At 58.1% G+C, this 18,841-nt stretch carries 14 protein-coding genes and 1 tRNA gene; 8 read left to right on the top strand and 7 right to left on the bottom strand.

The window, feature by feature from the left end:
- Nucleotides 1–41: 41 nt before the first annotated feature.
- Nucleotides 42–1,226 (bottom strand): pyridoxal phosphate-dependent aminotransferase, encoded by a 1,185-nt coding sequence (locus DIT71_RS06780; RefSeq protein WP_114612466.1) that lies wholly within the window; start codon nucleotides 1,224–1,226, stop codon nucleotides 42–44.
- A 233-nt stretch (nucleotides 1,227–1,459) separates the two neighbouring features.
- Here DIT71_RS06780 and uvrB point away from each other — a divergent pair, with 233 nt between their 5' ends.
- Entirely contained in the window at nucleotides 1,460–3,496 is a 2,037-nt protein-coding gene (gene uvrB, locus DIT71_RS06785) for an excinuclease ABC subunit UvrB (protein WP_227538027.1), read from the top strand.
- A gap of 43 nt (nucleotides 3,497–3,539) precedes the next feature.
- Here the strand turns inward: uvrB and rimI are convergent, their stop codons facing one another.
- Nucleotides 3,540–4,658, bottom strand: a complete 1,119-nt coding sequence (gene rimI, locus DIT71_RS06790) for a ribosomal protein S18-alanine N-acetyltransferase (protein ID WP_114612468.1) — start codon at nucleotides 4,656–4,658, stop codon at nucleotides 3,540–3,542.
- 243 nt (nucleotides 4,659–4,901) lie between these two features.
- Here rimI and DIT71_RS06795 point away from each other — a divergent pair, with 243 nt between their 5' ends.
- Complete coding sequence (locus DIT71_RS06795; protein WP_114612886.1) at nucleotides 4,902–6,401, top strand: RimK family protein; 1,500 nt, start codon at nucleotides 4,902–4,904, stop codon at nucleotides 6,399–6,401.
- On the opposite strand, the gene DIT71_RS06800 is transcribed toward DIT71_RS06795, so the two are convergent.
- Nucleotides 6,398–7,576 carry a cation diffusion facilitator family transporter gene (locus DIT71_RS06800; protein WP_114612469.1) on the bottom strand — a complete coding sequence of 393 codons (1,179 nt, stop codon included), beginning with the start codon at nucleotides 7,574–7,576 and terminating at the stop codon, nucleotides 6,398–6,400. The genes DIT71_RS06795 and DIT71_RS06800 overlap by 4 nt on opposite strands.
- Before the next feature lie 405 nt (nucleotides 7,577–7,981).
- Between DIT71_RS06800 and DIT71_RS06805 the strand changes: the two genes are divergently transcribed.
- Nucleotides 7,982–9,040: a quinone-dependent dihydroorotate dehydrogenase gene (locus DIT71_RS06805; RefSeq protein WP_114612470.1), complete on the top strand. Its 1,059-nt coding sequence runs from the start codon at nucleotides 7,982–7,984 to the stop codon at nucleotides 9,038–9,040.
- Between the two features lie 142 nt (nucleotides 9,041–9,182).
- Here the strand turns inward: DIT71_RS06805 and rmf are convergent, their stop codons facing one another.
- Nucleotides 9,183–9,395, bottom strand: a complete 213-nt coding sequence (gene rmf, locus DIT71_RS06810; protein WP_114612471.1) for a ribosome modulation factor — start codon at nucleotides 9,393–9,395, stop codon at nucleotides 9,183–9,185.
- 326 nt (nucleotides 9,396–9,721) lie between these two features.
- On the opposite strand from rmf, the gene rlmKL reads away from it, so the two are divergent.
- The gene (rlmKL, locus tag DIT71_RS06815) at nucleotides 9,722–11,905 is read left to right on the top strand and encodes a bifunctional 23S rRNA (guanine(2069)-N(7))-methyltransferase RlmK/23S rRNA (guanine(2445)-N(2))-methyltransferase RlmL (protein ID WP_114612472.1); all 2,184 of its coding nucleotides are present in this window, start codon (nucleotides 9,722–9,724) and stop codon (nucleotides 11,903–11,905) included.
- A 33-nt stretch (nucleotides 11,906–11,938) separates the two neighbouring features.
- On the opposite strand, the gene DIT71_RS06820 is transcribed toward rlmKL, so the two are convergent.
- Nucleotides 11,939–12,418, bottom strand: coding sequence for a hypothetical protein (locus DIT71_RS06820; protein WP_114612473.1), 480 nt, complete (start codon nucleotides 12,416–12,418; stop codon nucleotides 11,939–11,941).
- Between the two features lie 112 nt (nucleotides 12,419–12,530).
- On the opposite strand from DIT71_RS06820, the gene DIT71_RS06825 reads away from it, so the two are divergent.
- On the top strand, nucleotides 12,531–13,823 hold the full coding sequence (locus DIT71_RS06825) for a M18 family aminopeptidase (protein ID WP_114612887.1): 1,293 nt from the start codon (nucleotides 12,531–12,533) through the stop codon (nucleotides 13,821–13,823).
- Between the two features lies 1 nt (nucleotide 13,824).
- Here DIT71_RS06825 and DIT71_RS06830 read toward each other — a convergent pair.
- Nucleotides 13,825–13,900, bottom strand: a tRNA-Asn gene (locus DIT71_RS06830).
- A 73-nt stretch (nucleotides 13,901–13,973) separates the two neighbouring features.
- On the opposite strand from DIT71_RS06830, the gene DIT71_RS06835 reads away from it, so the two are divergent.
- Nucleotides 13,974–14,939: a YheT family hydrolase gene (locus DIT71_RS06835; RefSeq protein WP_227537987.1), complete on the top strand. Its 966-nt coding sequence runs from the start codon at nucleotides 13,974–13,976 to the stop codon at nucleotides 14,937–14,939.
- A gap of 1 nt (nucleotide 14,940) precedes the next feature.
- Here the strand turns inward: DIT71_RS06835 and DIT71_RS06840 are convergent, their stop codons facing one another.
- Nucleotides 14,941–15,582, bottom strand: coding sequence for an arylesterase (locus tag DIT71_RS06840; RefSeq protein ID WP_114612474.1), 642 nt, complete (start codon nucleotides 15,580–15,582; stop codon nucleotides 14,941–14,943).
- 79 nt (nucleotides 15,583–15,661) lie between these two features.
- Here DIT71_RS06840 and DIT71_RS06845 point away from each other — a divergent pair, with 79 nt between their 5' ends.
- On the top strand, nucleotides 15,662–16,354 hold the full coding sequence (locus DIT71_RS06845) for an ABC transporter ATP-binding protein (RefSeq protein ID WP_114612475.1): 693 nt from the start codon (nucleotides 15,662–15,664) through the stop codon (nucleotides 16,352–16,354).
- Nucleotides 16,354–18,840 carry an ABC transporter permease gene (locus DIT71_RS06850; protein ID WP_114612476.1) on the top strand — a complete coding sequence of 829 codons (2,487 nt, stop codon included), beginning with the start codon at nucleotides 16,354–16,356 and terminating at the stop codon, nucleotides 18,838–18,840. Before DIT71_RS06845 ends, DIT71_RS06850 begins: the two co-directional genes overlap by 1 nt.
- The last annotated feature ends 1 nt before the right edge of the window (nucleotide 18,841 follow it).

An 18,841-nucleotide genomic window follows, 5' to 3' on the forward strand; every position in this document is an offset into this window, starting at 1 on the left:
TAAGGTTACCCCAACGCCTCGTCAACCCCTTGCCGAAAATTTTAGCCGAGGGCTTTTGCCAGTCGCTCAATGGCCTGCTTCAGGGTGTCCAGGCCGGTGGCGAAACTCAGGCGCATATGGCCCGGTGCGCCAAAGGCGGAGCCCGGCACCAGAGCAACGCCTGCTTCTTTAAGCAGCTTCTCGGCAAACTCAACGTCGGTGCTGACATCAGCATCCGCATCAATAGTGCCCTGGAAACTCGGGAACACATAGAAGGTGCCATCCCCGTGCAGGCACTCGACGCCGGGCAGGGCGTTCAGGGCTTCCACCAGGTAATCGTGGCGTTCCTTGAAGGCGGTAACCATTTCCTGAACACAATCCTGCGGGCCGTCCAGGGCAGCGGTTGCAGCCGCCTGGGAGATGGATGCGGGATTGGAGGTGCTCTGGGACTGGATCTTCTTCATGGCACCGATGATCTTCGCCGGGCCAGCCGCGTAGCCGATGCGCCAGCCTGTCATGGAATAAGCTTTGGAAACACCATTCAGCACGAAAGTGCGGTCATACAGCTCCGGCGTGGCGTTCAAAATGTTGCAGAACGGCTGACCGGTCCACAGAATCGGCTCGTACATGTCGTCGGTCGCGATCATGATTTGCGGGTGCTTTTTCAGCACCTCACCAATCGCCTTGAGTTCGTCCAGACTGTAGGCCATGCCGCTGGGGTTGGACGGGCTGTTGATCACGAACAGGCGGGTGCGCTCAGTGATGGCGTTTTCCAGCTGTTCCGGGGTGATCTTGAAGCGGGTCTCAGCGGCGGTTTCGATGATCACCGGCTTACCTTCGGCTACCAGAACCATATCCGGGTAGGAAACCCAGTAGGGCGCCGGGATAATGGCCTCATCGCCCTTGTTCAGGGTGGCCAGGGCAAGGTTGAAAAAGCTCTGTTTGCCACCACTTGATACCAGGATCTGGTTGGCTTCGTAATCCAGCCCGTTGTCCCGTTTGAACTTCGCTATGATCGCCTTCTTGAGGGCGGGCGTACCATCAACGGCGGTGTATTTGGTCTGGCCGTTATTGATGGCTTCAATAGCCGCCTGCTTGATGTGATCCGGCGTGTCGAAGTCCGGCTCGCCGGCACCCAGGCCAATGATATCCTGGCCGGCAGCGCGTAGTTCTGCTGCCTTGTTGGTAACTGCGAGGGTGGGAGAGGGCTTTATTGCCTGTACTCGGCTGGAAAGTTGAAGGTCCAAACTTGCGCTCCTTAAAGCTGCATCTGATAGGGCTCCGGCGCCTGAGAGGTAGTGGATTACACCATGTTCAGGCCGCCTTGAATGCTACAGATGGTACCATGAAGCCCGCGTGACGATAAGTTTCTCTGCAGATTGCACGTTGTGACATTTACAGTGCAACCCGCTGTATTACCGAAATCTGACTGAACGGAGGGTATCTCCCGAATATGGCCACTTCAGAAACCGGCGCGCTGATGAAAGACGGTGCGTTCAAAGTGGATTCCCCGTTTCAGCCAGCGGGTGACCAGCCCAAAGCCATTGCAGGACTGGTGGATGGAATTCACTCAGGGCTGGCACACCAGACACTTCTGGGGGTGACCGGTTCGGGCAAGACCTTCACCATCGCCAACGTGATCCAGCAGGTGCAGCGGCCAACCATCATCATGGCCCATAACAAAACCCTGGCTGCGCAGCTGTATGGGGAGTTCCGGGAGTTTTTTCCGGACAATGCCGTAGAGTACTTCGTTTCCTATTACGACTATTATCAACCGGAAGCCTATGTGCCGTCGTCGGACACTTTTATAGAGAAAGACGCGTCGATCAACGAACACATAGAGCAGATGCGCCTGTCTGCCACCAAGGCCCTGCTGGAGCGGCCCGATGCCATCATTGTGGCAACCGTGTCGTCGATTTACGGTCTGGGCGATCCACAGTCCTATCTCAAAATGATGCTGCATCTGGATAGGGGGGATCAGATTGACCAGCGCTATATCCTCCGGCGCCTGGCGGAACTGCAATACACCCGCAACGACATTGAATTCCACCGTGCCAACTATCGGGTGCGTGGTGATGTAATTGATGTATTCCCGGCGGAATCGGAAAAGGAAGCCATCCGCATCGAGCTTTTCGATGACGAAGTGGAAAACCTCAGTTACTTCGATCCCTTAACCGGTGAGGTCCTGCGCCGGGTACCAAGGGTCACGATTTACCCGAAGTCCCACTATGTTACGCCGAGACAGACGGTGCTGGATGCGGTGGAACATATCAAGGTGGAGTTGGACGCGCGTCTGCAACAACTGCGGGACAACAATCGCCTGGTGGAAGCCCAAAGGCTGGAAGAGCGCACCCGCTACGATATCGAGATGATGCTGGAGTTGGGGTATTGCAACGGTATCGAGAACTACTCGCGCTATCTTTCCGGGCGCCAACCGGGGGAGGCGCCGCCCACGCTTTTCGACTATCTGCCGCCCAACGCGCTGTTGGTGGTGGACGAATCCCACGCTACCATTCCCCAGATCGGCGCCATGTACAAGGGCGACCGTTCACGCAAGGAAACGCTGGTGGAATACGGCTTCCGGCTGCCCTCGGCACTGGATAACCGGCCCATGCGTTTTGATGAGTGGGAGCGGATTGCGCCGCAGATGCTGTTCGTGTCTGCCACGCCCGGCAACTATGAAGCCGAACACTCGGGGCAGGTGGTTGAACAGGTGGTTCGCCCAACCGGCCTGCTGGATCCGGAAATCGAAGTCCGCCCGGCGTCTACCCAGGTGGACGACCTGCTCTCGGAAATCCGCCTGCGCACCAACGTTAACGAACGGGTGCTGGTGACCACACTTACCAAGCGGATGGCCGAAGATCTGACCGATTTTTTGATGGAACACGACATCCGCGTGCGCTATCTGCATTCGGACATTGACACCGTGGAGCGGGTAGAAATCATCCGCGACCTGCGGCGCGGCGAGTTCGATGTGCTGGTGGGCATTAACCTGCTGCGGGAAGGGCTTGATATGCCGGAAGTATCGCTTGTCACCATCCTCGATGCCGATAAGGAAGGCTTCCTGCGCTCGGAACGCTCCCTCATCCAGACTATCGGCCGTGCCGCCCGTAACCTGCATGGCAAGGCCATTCTCTATGGCGACCGGATCACCGGTTCCATGCAGCGCGCCATCGATGAAACCGAACGCCGCCGTGCCAAGCAGACAGCTCACAATGAGGCCCATGGCATTACGCCCCAGGGTCTGAACAAGAAGATTGCAGATATCATGGAAGGGGCCGGTGGCGGCAGTGGTCGCGGTCGTCGAAAGGCCGAGCGTCCCGGTCAGAAGGCTGCCGAGGAGGCGGAAAGATACCGGGCCAGGACTGGCAACCGCTCGCCAGAGGAGATTCTCAAGGAGATCACCCGCCTGGAAGACGATATGTACAAGGCGGCTGCCGATCTGGATTTCGAGACGGCGGCGCGGTTGCGGGATGATATCTCGGAGCTGAAAGAGGCTGCTTTGCGGACCGGCTAATGGTTTGTCGTATTACGGCTTCGCCCAATCCGACAATTGGCCATTAGCTCCCGCGCTTGGGCCCAACAATAACCGCAGCCTGCAAGGGCTGGTTCTTTCCATAGCGGGACATGCGATCGAACACGCGCCGGTCGACCGGCAGGTATTGCTTGTCGGCAACCGTTTCACCGATCTCGGTGTCAATCTCGGGATCGTGCAGATAGACAAACTGATCATCAATGGCACACACGGTTACCCAGTGGGGAACGCGGCTGCGGTTGAGCTGCCAGGTGCTGATCAGGATCACCGGAACCCGGCCATCGTGGAGGGCGGCCTGCATGCCATCCAGGGTGAGCGGGTCGTGGTGGAGTTCGATGCCGGTTTGCCCGATGTCGTATAGGAAACCCTCGTGCACCAGTTCCAGAACCCGCTTTTTGTCTTCGTTGCGAACCGTGTCCTTGAACAGGGCGCCTTCTTTGCTGATGTAAGCGCTGGCATGAAACCCCCGGTGCCAGGCGGCCAGTGCCAGGCCGTGAGGGCCGCAGCCGCCGTGGCCCGCGAGCATGAAGATGGTGGTGGCTTCGCGCCAGAGTTTCAGTTCCTCCAGCGTGGTCATGGGCTGCTGTTCGTCCAGAGTCGCCATGGCCATGATCAGAGCCGCCGGGCCGCAGGAGAATTCCGTGGTCTGGGGATAATAGGGTACCGCCGGAAACTCCCGGGAAGGTTCGTAGAACAGGATGCGGCGCTCGAATCGCAGGGCGGTACCGTGGTCTTCGTAGTAGTCACGCAAGGTGCCGAACTGGCGGTAGCCCAGGCGGCGGTAGAGCCGGATAGCGGGCGCATTGTCCTCTCGTACTTCCAGTCTCATTACGATCCGCCCGGCGTCCACCGCAGCGGCTTCGGCTTCGCGGACCAGTTGCTCGCCGATGTTGCGTCCGCGCTCTGACGGCGACACCGCAATGGAATAGATTCGCGCCAGCCTGGTGGACAGGCTCATCAGCACCAGGCAATAGCCCACCAGTTTTTCTCCGGCCATGGCGACAATCAAACGGTCCCTGGGCATGTCCAGAAAACGGCGGAAACTGCGGCGGGAGATACGGTCATCGGTGAAGCAACGGTTTTCCAGCTCTACCAGTGCGTCCAGATCATCGCCGGTGGCGTGACGAAATTCTAGTGATGTCATAGTGTCAGGACTCTGGGTAACGCAAAAAATGACGGCTTAGCCGGATTCAGCTACGGCAGCTATTATGAGTGAGAGCCGACATCGCCGGTAGCTTGTAATTATGCGTAAAAGCACGCATTTCCTGCCATTTGTAGGCTAACGCGTTACGGCGTATTGTTGCGACATTGTACAGGTCCGGCGGAAACGCGGTTGACCTGTTTATCGTCCGCTATCCGGCACTGCCCTCATGGAGGAATGCTTCTGATGTCACGTTTGTTGATTGTTGTCGATCGGGCCAGGGACTGGGCGCCGTATTACCCCAGCGAAGACGTGCTCACCTTCGACCAGTATCTGCAGTTCACGGCGCCGGCGTCCAGCCGGGTGAGGGTAATTAACCTGTGCCAGAGCGCCCGCTATCTCAGCCGGGGCTACTACTGTTCACTGCTGGCCGAGGCCCGTGGCCACCATGTTGTGCCGTCGGTGATGACCCTCAACGATCTCAGCCGCAAGGGGTTGTTTTCTCTGCAGCTGGATGAACTGGATGCCAGTGTTATTAACTGGCTCGAGGCGTCAGGGGCTGAAATTGATCCGGCGGCCGACGAAAAGAACGCGACCCATGAGGTGCGTATCCGCACCTATTTTGGCCAGGCAGAGCATGCGGACCTTAAACCCGTGGCACGTGCACTGTTTGACCGTTTCCCCTGTCCGGTTCTGGAAGTGGTTTTTCGCCGGGGAAAAACCTGGCAAATCGCTTCCATGAAGCCGGGCAGCCCGGCTGATCTCAAAGGCAAGGAACAGGACGACTTTGCAGCGGCGTTTGACCGTTTCAGCAGCATGGTCTGGCGCAAGCCCCGCACGCGTCGGCGTTATCGGTTTGATCTTGCGATGCTGGTGAATGCGGAAGAGGAAATGCCGCCCAGTGACAGGGAGGCGCTGGATAAATTCGAAAAAGCCGGACGGAAGCTTGGCATTAATGTTGAACAGATCAGCCGTCGGGACTATATGCGGCTCCCGGAATACGACGGGCTGTTTATTCGCGAGACTACGGCCATCGACCACCATACCTACCGCTTCGCCCGGAAAGCAGAAGCCGAAGGGATGGTGGTGATTGATGACCCTGTCTCGATCCTCCGTTGTACCAACAAGGTCTATCTTGCAGACCTGTTGAAGAACAACAAGATCCCGACACCGAAAACCCTGATTCTGTCCAAGGACCAGAAGGACAGTGCCGAGCAGGTCATGGGTGAACTGGGCTTTCCTGCGGTTATCAAAATTCCGGACGGTGCATTCTCCAGGGGGATCACCAAGCCGGAGGATGAAAAGTCCCTGCGGGCCGGACTGAAGGAGCTTTTCAAACAGTCGGCCCTGGTACTGGCCCAGGAATATCTGTACACCGACTATGACTGGCGCATCGGCGTACTGGGCGGCAGGGCCATCTATGCCTGCAAGTACTTTATGGTAAAGGGCCACTGGCAGATCTACCAGCACGGTGGTTCAAAGGTGGACAGCGGTGGTTTCGAAACCATGCCCACCTACGAGGTGCCGAGGAACGTGATCCAGGCTGCACTGAACGCAACACGGCTGATTGGTAACGGGCTCTACGGCGTTGACATCAAGCAGTCCGGCAACCGGGTTGCCGTAATCGAGGTGAACGACAACCCCAGCATTGATGGTGGGGTCGAAGACCGCTTCCTGGGCGGAGAGCTGTACACTCTGATCATGCAGGAATTCCTCTCCCGCATGGAGGACAACCGCCGCCGTTAGGTAACCGGCTGATGATCCGTATGGGCGTGCCAGATCCGGAGGCTGCCAAACCAGGGGTAGCGTCCCAGCTCCCGCGCGATTTTCTGGGCATCAGGAAGCGCTTCGCACTCGGGAATCTCCATGAACAATTCCATGTGGACCTTGTTGCGTAGGTAGTGCAGTCGAAGTCTGCTGTTCGGCGGCAGCCTGTCAATATGCCGGTCTAACGTATCCCGGATTTCCCCGCGGCTGGGCAGTTGCTCCGAGGTCTGGGGGTGGTCTTCGTCATTCTCGGCATCAATGTGGAAATTGATGTCGAGGATATTGTCCAGCTGCTCACGCATGGCAGATACCACCTGCATCCCGACCTGGTGCCCCTCGGAAACGCTGATTTCGGGCCGCACCACCAGGTGTATGTCCAGCATGATGTCGTGTCCCATGCGGCGGCTACGGAGTTCGTGAACGTTCCTTACACCGTCGATGTTCATGGCAACCTGCTTCAGCAGATCGGTGTCCTCCGGCGACAGGCCGGTGTCCACAAGTTCCTTGACACTGTCCCAGGTAAATTTCCAGCCAATGTGAATGATAATGACAGAAATAACGACCGCCGCCAGAATGTCCAGCCATACATAGCCAAGCATGGCGCCGGCGGTGGAAAACAGCACAATGATCGAGGAAAACGCATCGGTGCGGCTATGCCAGGCGTTGGCAATGATCAGGTCGGAGCGAATTCTGATGCCGACACGACGGGTGTAGCGATAAATCCATTCCTTGCTACCAACCGATATGGCGGCGGCGACCAGGACTGGCCATTGCGGCAGGTCGTCCGCGGTTTGTCCCATGAGCCGGAGAGTGTTGTCCCAGGCCAGGGCAGCGCCGACTGCAATGAGAAAGCTGCCAAGTACCATGGTGCCCATGGTCTCAATGCGCTGATGACCATAAGGGTGGTCGGCGTCAGGGCCCTGCCTGGATACACGCATGACCCCGAGCACTACGACATCCGAGGCAACATCACTGAATGAGTGGATACCGTCAACCAATAAGGCCTGAGAGTGAAACAGTGTTCCGCCAATGACCTTTATCACACCCAGGACGGCATCCAGGATCATGCCGATTATCGTAACCCTGGACGCTGCCCCTCGCTCTGAGGACAGGTTTTCCTGGTGTTCCGGGGAGTGTCTCTGATGGCCTTTCATTTTTTGCTCCAGCGGCTCATAAAGCCAGGATAACGGTATTTGAGGTTAGCCCTGAAAACTGCATGCAAGGCGAAAATCTGGATGATTTATGCACATGGCCGGCGCAGCGCCTCAAGGTTACCTCTCGTGTCCTCTGAGCTTTCCTCAACATAAAAACCAGTTTAAACATATGATTTTAAACACAAAATAAAGTGATCAAAAATTGATCAATCTGTAGATTGGCGCGGATCACAAGGGTTCGACGGCGTTGCCCCGCGATTTTCAACAGGGTTATCCACAGATTCCGTGGAAAAGGTCACAACACCTTAACGCTACAGACATTTAACGGTCATCTGGGTGGTGTAGGGCGATGCTGTGGAAAAGTTCCGGTATACTCCGCGTCATTCTCGATCAGGGAGATTCTGTATGTATGGCATTATGCGCGAATTGCTGTTCCGACTGCCACCGGAGACTGCCCACAATTTGACGTTGTCCGGCCTGGATGTGGCTGCAAGGCTTGGATTGCTGAGGGCCTTTATCAACCAGCCGGACCCGCTGCCCGTGCAGGTCATGGGGCTTGAATTTCCCAATCCAGTGGGCCTTGCCGCCGGCCTCGACAAGAATGCGGATCATCTGGATGCCCTGGGTGCACTGGGCTTCGGGTTTATCGAGGTGGGAACGGTGACGCCCCTTGCGCAGCCGGGTAACCCCAAGCCGCGCATGTTCAGGCTACCTGAGCAACAGGCACTTATTAACCGGATGGGCTTCAATAACCACGGTCTTGAGCATTTGCTCGATCGTGTGGACAAGCGCCGTTATGCAGGTGTGCTGGGCATCAATGTCGGCAAAAACAAGGCAACACCCAACGACGAATCCGAATCGGATTATCGCAAGGGTATTGCAGCTGTCTACTCCGGTGCTGATTATATTACTGTGAATGTGTCATCCCCCAATACACCCGGGCTGCGGGATCTACAGTTTGGTGATTCGTTGAAAAGCCTGATGCAGGCCATCAAGGATGAGCAGGCCCGGTGTGAAAAGCAGCACGGTCGTTACGTACCGCTGGCGGTCAAGATTGCGCCGGATATGGAAGATGACGGTATCCGCTTCGTCGCTGACGCATTGAAAGAGTCGGGGCTGGACGGGGTGATTGCAACGAATACGACCATCAGCCGTGACGCGGTTGCAGGGCATCGACACGCCCATGAAGCCGGCGGCCTCAGTGGTGGTCCGGTGCGGGAGCCATCAACACGTGTGATCCAGGCGCTTTATGCGGAACTGGGCGATAGCTTGCCGATTATCGGGGTAGGCGGGATTACCGACGGAACCAGCGCCGTTGAAAAAATCCGGGCGGGAGCGAAACTGGTGCAGGTCTACACCGGGTTCATCTACCGCGGACCGGCGCTGATCAGAGAGTCGGTCGAGGCAATTCGCCAGTTGGGATCGGATGCTGAGCGGGGTCGGGAAAAAAGTGGGCCCGCTTAGCGGGCCCGTGCGGGGAATGAACCCCGTGGCGCTTCATCGCATGGTACGGGTCGGGAGGACCCGTCTGGATTGCTCTGAGTACTGCGTCAAATTGTGTGTTGGTGAAAGATCAGATTAAAGATCGGAGCTTTGGCAAATGGCGTCATGCCGTTGTTACGTTTGCCAGTTTGTGGATGCCGGACACGCCGGTCATGCCCTCCCATTGATCTGTGCGGCCCTCTCGCCACCCGTTGAGCCATTCCTGGCGAACTTCCGGTTGTTCCAACGGGCAGCTGTCCTTTGCTTTACCGGACACACCGGCCAGATAGCCCCGTTTGAATGCACGAGCGTACATATCTCTTTTCTGTCTTTTCATGCCGTTCCTCACTGATGGATTAACAGAACAAGCGTGTACACATCTGCAGTGGCCGAGACTTGGGGCAACCCTTCCGGGGTAACCCACTATTGTCAGGTATGGCCAGAGCAGTCAGGATCCTGTTAACAGCGAGCCTTTTTTCAGGCTCCCCGGAACGACGCGTCATTTACAAGGTAGGACTAAACCGGCGTCCTTGTACACTATTTATTTAATCTATATGAAGCTTTTCTTATAGTTGTGTGACATAACAAGGCCGCAAAAGGTGAAGGGATGCACTGTTCTCACGCCTTCAGCCCGGTCACACCCGAAAGACTCAGGAGTCGAATGTGTCAGACCTTAACTTTTTCGTAACCTGTCCGAAGGGCCTGGAGTATCTGCTGGAGGACGAACTGCGCACCTTTGGCATGGATCCGGTCCGCAATGCACCGGCAGGAGTCTGGGCCAACGGCACGCTGGAGAGTGGCTATCGTGCCTGCCTGTGGTCAAGGCTGGCAAACCGGGTCATCCTTCACCTCGCGGATGTGGATGCCACCTCCGGCGATCAGATGCTCGGCGGTGTCACGGATCTGGTGTGGCAGGATCACATTCCCGTCGATGGCAGTTTCCGTGTCAACTTCGTAGGCCAGAACGAGGCCATTCGCAACACTCAATACGGTGCCCAGCGCGTTAAGGACGGCATCGTCGATCGTTTGCGCAGTGCCAGTGGCCAGCGCCCCTCCGTGGATGCGAAGAATCCCGATGTGACCGTGTCCGCCCGGCTCAATCGCGGCACATTATCGGTGGGTATCGAGCTCAGCGGTGACAGCCTGCATAAGCGGGGGTATCGCACCGAGAAGGGCGCTGCGCCCTTGAAGGAAAATCTGGCGGCAGCTTTGCTGACCCGCTGCGGGTGGCCGGAGATCGTCAAAGCCGGAGGCGACTTTATCGACCCCATGTGTGGCTCCGGCACGCTGGTGATCGAGGCGGCGATGATGGCCCTGGATCTGGCACCGGGCCGCAAGCGTGAGCGCTTCGGGTTTGAGCACTGGCTGGGGCATCAACCGGACCTCTGGCTGGCGCTTCGCCAGGAAGCAGAGAAGCGTGCCTACGAGGGCAAGCAGGGGGTCGATGGCCGCATGCCCTTGTTCCTGGGTTTTGACCAGGACCGGGGAGTGATCCAGACCGCCAGAAACAACCTGCAGCGCGCGGGGCTTGAAAGCATCGTGAAGGTTGAGCAGCGTTCCATTGACGAGTTCACCCGGGATGAAAGCTGGGCCAGCACTGGCCTGGTGTTGGTGAACCCCCCTTACGGCGAACGCCTGAGTGAACGCAAGGAGCTGGGGCAACTGTATCGCAGCCTGGGTGAATCTGTAAAAGCCGCGTTACCGGGCTGGCGGCTTGGCGTGTTCACTGGCGCCCCTGAGTACGGCAAATCCGTGGGCCTGCGCAGCTATAAGCAGTATCGCCTGTACAACGGCAGGTTGCCGGCACAGCTGTTGCTGTTCACTGTCGACGAGGTCAGTTCAATGACCCCGCGGGAGCCGGATGTGCCTGGCGAGGTCACGCCCCGTATTGCCAACGAAGAGCGGGCGGCCATGTTGCGCAACCGGCTGAAGAAAAATCTGAAGACGGTCGGCCAGTGGGCGCGCAAGCAGGGCATTGGCTGCTACCGACTGTACGATGCCGATATGCCGGAGTTCGCCCTGGCCATTGATATCTATGAAGGCCGGGTTCACATTCAGGAGTATGCAGCCCCAAAGTCGGTGGATGAGCGTTCAGCCCGGGAACGCCTGTCGGAAGCACTGGCGGTCATTCCGGAGGCGATCGGCGTCGATCGGGAGGACATGGTCTGCAAGCAACGGCAGCGGCAAGCCGGCACCAGCCAGTATGAAAAACAGGCTGCCAGCGGTGAGTTTTTCAACGTTCACGAGCATGGCTGCGTGCTGAAGGTCAACCTCAAGGATTATCTGGATACCGGTCTGTTCCTGGACCACCGCCCCGTGCGGCACTGGATTCAGCAGCACGCGGCAGGCAAGCGGTTCCTCAACCTGTTCTGCTATACCGGCGCAGCAACGGTTCATGCGGCAGTAGGCGGCGCGACCCGGTCATTGAGCCTGGACATGTCGAAAACTTACGTGAATTGGGCTGAGGAGAATCTGGCGCTCAATGGCGCCGACCCATCCTATCATCGGGTAGAGCAGGCAGACTGCCTGGCATGGTTGGCGGCCCGGCCGTCCAGTGACCATCGGTTTGATCTGATCTTCATGGATCCGCCCACGTTCTCGAACTCGGCCCGTATGGCCGGGGTTCTGGATATCCAGAAGGATCATGGACGGATGATACAGCAGGCGATGCAGCGCCTGACGTCAGAGGGATTATTGATCTTCTCGACCAATTTCCGGCGCTTCAGGCTGGATGAGAGCCTCGAGGAGAAGTTTGCCATTGAGGAAGTGACTCGCGACACCCTTGACCGGGATTTTCAGCGCAATGCGCGGATCCATCGATGCTGGCATGTACGCCACAACCTCTGAGGTGACGTCACTGCGACGGATCGCCTTGTCAGACTATTCGAACAGACCCTCTTCCCGGGCAATCAGCAGCAACGCGTAAACCCCGTTTTCCGGCAGCCGGGGCTCGAGGCCCTCATCCGACAGCAGCTGCCGGCGTCGGTCGTCCAGGTCTTCCCGGGGCATGCTAGTGATGAGCTCTTCAATGCCGGCGATTTCGAAGGGGGCGTCCATGCTGACCGCGGTGAAAATCAGGTCCACCAGAACTTCATCCGGGTCCATGCCGTCCACGTAAACGGTCTGGTCGGGCAGGTCCTGGTGAAGTTCATGGGCCAGTTCAATCAGCGGCACTCCCTGTTCTTCCAGATAGAGCAGGTCAATGTCGCCCAGATCGGCATCTTCCGGTATCCATTCGTCGGCGGGAGCGATCACGACGGTTTTCATCTGCCCGTCTTCCAGCGACCAGGCCATGGCCACAGGAAACAGGACGTCGTCGGTCTGGCAGTATTCGATATCGAGAAAACGTGGTGCTGGCAAGGTACACTCTCCGGGTAGCCGGGCTGCGCTGCGGCAGCCTCTTTGTACGGATATGACGTCGGGCGCCATCATGCCATACTGGCGCCGCAATTATCAGTTTATCAGGGACATCATGGAACACGCTGAATTTAACAACGATCTTGTCGAATTTCTCAACGCTTCACCCACCCCCTGGCATGCGGTTGCCACCATGAAACGGCGGTTGGATGCGGCCGGATTCAAAGCGCTGGACGAAAAAGAAGACTGGGATCTGGAGGCCGGGCAGGGCTACTACGTAATCCGTAACGGCTCGTCCATTGTGGCGTTCCGCAGCGGTCGCCGCGACGTGGCAGAAGCTGGCATTCGTATGGTGGGTGCACACACCGACAGCCCGTGCCTGAAGGTAAAGCCGAACCCGGAGCTGCGCCGTAAGGGCTTTTTCCAGGTGGGTGTGGAAGTTTACGGTGGCGTATTGCTGAATCCCTGGTTTGACCGTGACCTGTCCCTCGCGGGGCGGGTATCTTATGTGGATGAAAGTGGGCATATGAAAGACGCGCTGGTGGACTTTCGCAAGCCAATTGCCTACATCCCCAGCCTGGCCATTCACCTGGACCGGGAAGCCAACAGCAATCGCACGGTGAACCCACAAACGGATCTGCCGCCGGTATTGATGCAGGTGCCGGAAGATGACACCACACGTTTTACCGACTTGCTCACCCAACAGCTTGCCCAGCAACAGCCCGGACTCAGCATCCGCAAGATTCTCGGTTATGAGTTGGGCTTCTACGACGCCCAGCCAGCGTCGATTGTGGGGCTACGCGGGGACTTTATTGCTTCGGCAAGGCTGGACAATTTGTTGAGCTGTTTTATCGGGCTGGAGGCGCTCATCAAGTCTTCCGGAGATGAACCGGCATTGCTGGTGTGCAACGACCATGAGGAAGTGGGAAGCATGTCCGCCGAAGGCGCCCAGGGTCCTTTCCTGTCTGCGGTTCTGGACCGGTGGTGTGGCAAGAGTCGGGCACGGGCCATTGCCCGCTCCCTGATGATCTCTGCGGACAATGCCCATGGCATTCACCCCAACTACCTGGACCGGCACGATGAGAACCACGGACCACTATTGAACCAGGGTCCGGTGATCAAGGTGAACCACAACCAGCGCTACGCCACCAATAGTCGCTCAGCCGCGCTGTACCGCCACATCAGTGATGAACTGGACCTGCCATACCAGACCTTTGTAGTGCGCAGTGACATGGGATGCGGAAGCACAATAGGCCCGCTCACAGCCGGTAATCTGGGTGTGACGACACTGGACATCGGCGTACCACAATTTGGCATGCATTCGATCAGGGAAATGGCGGGAACTAGGGATGGCGTTACGCTGTTCAGGGTGCTGCGGGAGTTCATGCAGCGGAAGGAGATGTTGTAAGTGGCTCCCCGAGCTGGGCTCGAACCAGCGACAAACGGATTAACAGTCCGTTGCTCTACCAACTGAGCTATCGGGGAACAAAGTCGGAATGACGCGCATGATATGGGCTTTCCCTGTTGGCGTCAACCCCATGAATCGAAAGGCTAAATTTTGTACTACCATGTTCCGGACTATAAACCACCGCTCTGGTTGCGCAATGGCCATGTTCAGTCGATATGGCCGACGCTGTTCCGCCAGGTAAATTTTACGGATCCGGAGCGGGAAGTGTTGCCCACCGATGATAACGATGAGCTGCATCTGGATTGGTACCGCCAGGGCAGTGACCGGCTGGCGGTGTTGTCCCACGGGTTGGAGGGACATAGCCGGCGCCCTTACATGCAGGGGCTGGCGCGGGCGTTATTCGATGATGGCTGGGACGTTCTGGCCTGGAATTTTCGCTCTTGTGGCGGGGTAATGAACCGTCAGCCCCGCTTCTATCACAGCGGCGCGACGGGCGATCTGGACTGGGTGGTAAAGCACGGGCTTGGTAAAGGCTACAAAACGGCGTTTCTTTCCGGCTTCAGCATGGGTGGCAATCTCACCCTGCTTTACCTGGGGCAGCAGTCGGAGCAGCTGGACGGTCGCATCTGCGGCGCTATCACATTTTCCGTGCCCTGTGATCTGGCGGGCAGTGCCGACACCCTGGCACTGCCCAGCCGGCGCATCTACATGCAGCGTTTTCTGCGGGATCTGAAGGTAAAGATGGAAGAGAAATCCAGGCGGTTTCCCGACCTCATTGATACCGAAGGTTTTGAAAATATCCACAGTTTCCATGAATTTGATGATCGCTACACCGCCCCGTTACATGGTTTCCGGGATGCCCGGGATTACTGGGCGAACTGCTCGGCGCTCTGGAAACTGAAAGATATCCGCGTGCCGTCACTGATCGTCAATGCAGCTGATGATCCCTTTCTGTCACGGAGGTGTTTTCCGGAGTCCCGCGTGGAACTGGGGGCACACGTGCGGTTGGAGTCGCCACGCTGGGGTGGGCACGTGGGTTTTGTCGAGCACGCCCGGGATGGCTATTACTGGTCCGATCGCCGGGCAGTGGCGCATGCCGGGTCGCTATTGGCATGAGTCATGGGGATTGGCGGCGCAGCATGGGCTCCAGCACCGGCCAGACGTTATCCAGTAACTGGCCCTGGGCTTCGGCCGTGGGGTGGATGTCATCATCCTGCATCAGCCCCTCCTGGTCGTAGACACCATCCAGGAAGAAGGGCACCAGTTCAGTTTGCTGTTGCTCCGCCAGTTGCGGATAGATTTCTGCGAAGGCGCTGGTATAGCGCTGGCCATAATTGGGAGGAATCTGCATGCCCACCAGCAAAGCCCGGGCGCCGGACTCGTTCACCTGTTCAATCATGCTGGAAAGGTTACTGCGGATGACGTCGGGCGGGAAACCGCGCAGGCCATCGTTGCCCCCCAGTTCAATAATGACAATGTCCGGATCGTTTTCATCCAGCAACCGTGGTAGACGCCGCACACCGCCGTCGGTGGTTTCACCGCTGATGCTGGCGTTTACCACCTGCCACTGGTCAAGGCCTTCTTCGTCGAGACGCTCTTTAAGCAGGGCGACCCAGGCCTCCTCAGTCTGCACGCCATAGGCCGCGCTGAGGCTATCGCCAAAAATCATCAGGGTATTCTGGCTGGCCTGTGCCTGGGCACCGGCGCAAATTAAAGCTAGGAAAACTATTGATCTCAGGCGTAAAAATACCGTATGCATAGAATCCTGTTTCCAATAAACCCGTTGTGGAGAATCCGTGAGCGACCTAAGTGAGCACAAGCCCGATAATCAGCGCCCTATGCTGAAAGTCAGCAATCTGACCCACAGGGTTAGCCTCGAGACTGATACGTTGACGATCTTGCAGGGGGTCACTCTGGAAATCAACCGCGGTGAGTCGGTGGCGATTGTCGGGCGCTCCGGTTCTGGCAAGACAACCCTGCTGGGCTTGTTGGCAGGGCTGGACACTCCCTCAGAGGGGACGGTGGAGCTTGATGGCTCCGTGATCAGCCAGCTCAGCGAGGATGACCGCGCAAAACTCCGCTCCCGTCGGGTCGGTTTCGTGTTCCAGTCGTTTCAGCTGTTGCCGGCATTGACGGCACTGGAAAACGTCATGCTGCCCCTGGAACTCGGTGGCTTTGATAGCCCCGAGGCAAGGGCGCGGGAACTGCTTGAGCGGGTCGGGCTTGGTGAGCGGCTCTACCATACTCCCCGGCAACTTTCAGGCGGGGAGCAGCAACGCGTGGCTATTGCCCGGGCCTTTGCTTCGGAACCTGCCATCCTGTTTGCGGATGAGCCCACTGGCAACCTGGATAACCGCACCGGCGCCGAAGTGTCCGATCTGCTGATGACACTCAACCGCGAGCAGGGCACCACCCTGGTCATGGTCACTCACGATGAACGCCTTGCCGCCCGCTGTAATCGGCAGTTCAATATTGAGGCCGGTATTCTAACCGAACCTGCCGATGCAGATCAGTCGGAAGCGGTGAACTGATGGCGGCCTCCAAAAAGCTGATGTCAGTCAAACGCGACTGGCGTGAGAGAGACGTTCGGGTCGTCCTGTCAGCGCTGATCATCGCTGTTGCCACGGTTGCAACCATCGCGCTGTTCGCCAGTCAGTTGCAGCGCACACTGGTGTCATCTGCCAGCTCCTTCCTGGCGGCTGACCGCCAGCTGGAGGCGGAGAATGGTCGCCCGATTCCCGAGGGCTGGATGCAGGAGGCGCGGCAGCGGGGTCTGGAGACGGCTCGCATGGTCGAGTTCTCCACCATGGTCTACGGCGCGGACAACTTCCAGTTGGTGTCGATCAAGGCGGTGAGCAACGAATACCCGTTGCGGGGCAAGGTCGAGTACCAGGAGGGCGCGACGGCCCCACGGCAGACAGTCGGCCACGGGCCGGGGCCCGGTGAAGTGTGGATCAATCCGCGCCTGCTGCGGTTACTGGAGCTCGAGGTTGGCGACAGTCTGGAAGTGGGTAATCACCAGCTCAACATCTCCGGTTTGCTGGTGCGCGAGCCGGATGGCGGCTTCCGCATGTCATCGCTGGCACCGCGGGTGATGATGCACGTGGATGATGTGGCATCCACCGAGGTGATCAAGGAAGGCAGCCGGGTAGAATATGTGTACCTGTTTGCCGGCGAGGAGTCTGTGCTCAATGACTATTACGTCTGGCTACAACCTCAACTGGAACCCAGTCACGAGTGGGAGGGTGTGCGCGATGGCGAGACCTTCTCCGAGTCCCTTGATCGGGCCGAGCGATTTCTGCTGCTAGGGGGCAGCCTCGCGGTGATGCTCGCGGCTGTCGCTGTTGCGGTTGCCAGTCGTCAGTATGCGCTTTCGCAGCGGGATACCGTTGCCTTGCTGAAAACCCTGGGGCTTAGCAGCAAAGGCATTGGTCGGTTGTATGTCCGCCGCCTGGCCCTCTGGGGCGTGGTCGGTGCCATCGGGGGGCTTCTGGTGGCGCTGCCGCTGTATTGGCTTCTGTCCAGTGTACTGGGGGATGTAATCGATCAGCAGATCGATTACCAACTGGATCCAAACGCATTGGTACCGGCGCTGCTCACGGCCCTGGTGTCCCTGTTTGCGTTTGCCTATCCGCCCATTCGAAGGTTGCGCAATGTACCGGCCATGAGGGTATTGCGTAGCCAGCCCGGCGAATCCGGCCGTGAAGCGATTCCGGATCTGATCATTGCGGTGGTGGCGATATTCGGCCTGGTGTGGATGTATGCCCGCGAAGTTTCTCTGGTTGTGTCGCTGCTGGGTGGCCTTGCACTGTTGCTGGGTACCCTTGCGTTGCTGGGGTGGCTGCTCGTCAGCACCCTGCGCAGAATCAGTGGTGGCGGCAACGCCTGGAGGCTTGCGCTGGTCGGGCTATACCGCCATCGCCGTGCCAGCCTGTCCCAGATCGCGGTGTTTGCCATGACGCTGATGCTGGCGGCCACGTTGATTCTGGTCAGGACATCATTACTGAGTGATTGGCAGGCGCAGTTGCCGGAAGATACCCCCAATCACTTCCTGATCAACATTGCCCCCCAGGCAGTGGAAGAGGTGGATGAGTTCTGGGCGGAACGTGGACATCCCCTGGAGCAACTCTACCCAATGGTCCGCGGCCGGCTTACCGAGCTGAACGGTGAACCGGTAAAAGAAGCGGTGACCAAGGAAGAGCGGGTAGGAGCCCTGAACCGGGAGCTCAACCTGACCTGGATGGAAGAGCTGCCTGAGGATAATGAGATCGTGGCAGGGGAGTGGTTCGAATCCGGGCAGACCGACGGTGTGTCCATTGAGGCGGAGCTGGCTGGCAAGCTGGGCGTCAGCGTGGGCGATGAGCTGGGCTTCACGATAGGCTCCGACAAGGTCACCGAGACGGTGACCAGCATCCGGACTGTCCAGTGGGACAGCATGAAACCCAACTTCTATATGGCGTTCCCACCCGGCGGAGGGCTTGAGGATATGCCTGCGACCTGGATCACGGCCTTCTTTCTGCCCGCGGATATGAAGGGTGAGCTCAATGAGTTTTCACGCCAGTTCCCAACAGTGTCAGTGCTGGAAATTGACCATGTGATCGAACGTATCCAGGAAATCGTGCGCCAGGTGACACAGGCGATCGAGGCTATACTGGCATTGATACTGGCGGCGGCTCTGGTGGTTATGGCGGCGGTGGTCAGCGCCACCATGCAGGACCGACAGCGGGAGGGCGCATTGCTAAGAACCCTCGGCGGCAGGCAGTCACTGCTGGTCAGAAGCACCATGCTGGAGTTTGCTCTGCTGGGGTCCTTTGCCGGTATCCTGGGAGTTATGGCGGCGGAAGCGGCTGTGTGGGCTCTGCAATTCAGGATGTTTGAAGGTGAGTTCCGCTGGCACTGGCAGGCCATTCTGCCAATTCCATTGCTTAGTGCTCTGATATTGGCTCTGTTTGGTCGCTGGCAGCTGAAACCCGTGCTCAGTGTGTCGCCCATGTTACTGCTCAGACGCCTGGAATAAC

The sequence above is a fragment of the Marinobacter vulgaris genome (assembly GCF_003344045.1).
In the GTDB taxonomy this organism is placed as follows: Bacteria; Pseudomonadota; Gammaproteobacteria; order Pseudomonadales; family Oleiphilaceae; genus Marinobacter; species Marinobacter vulgaris.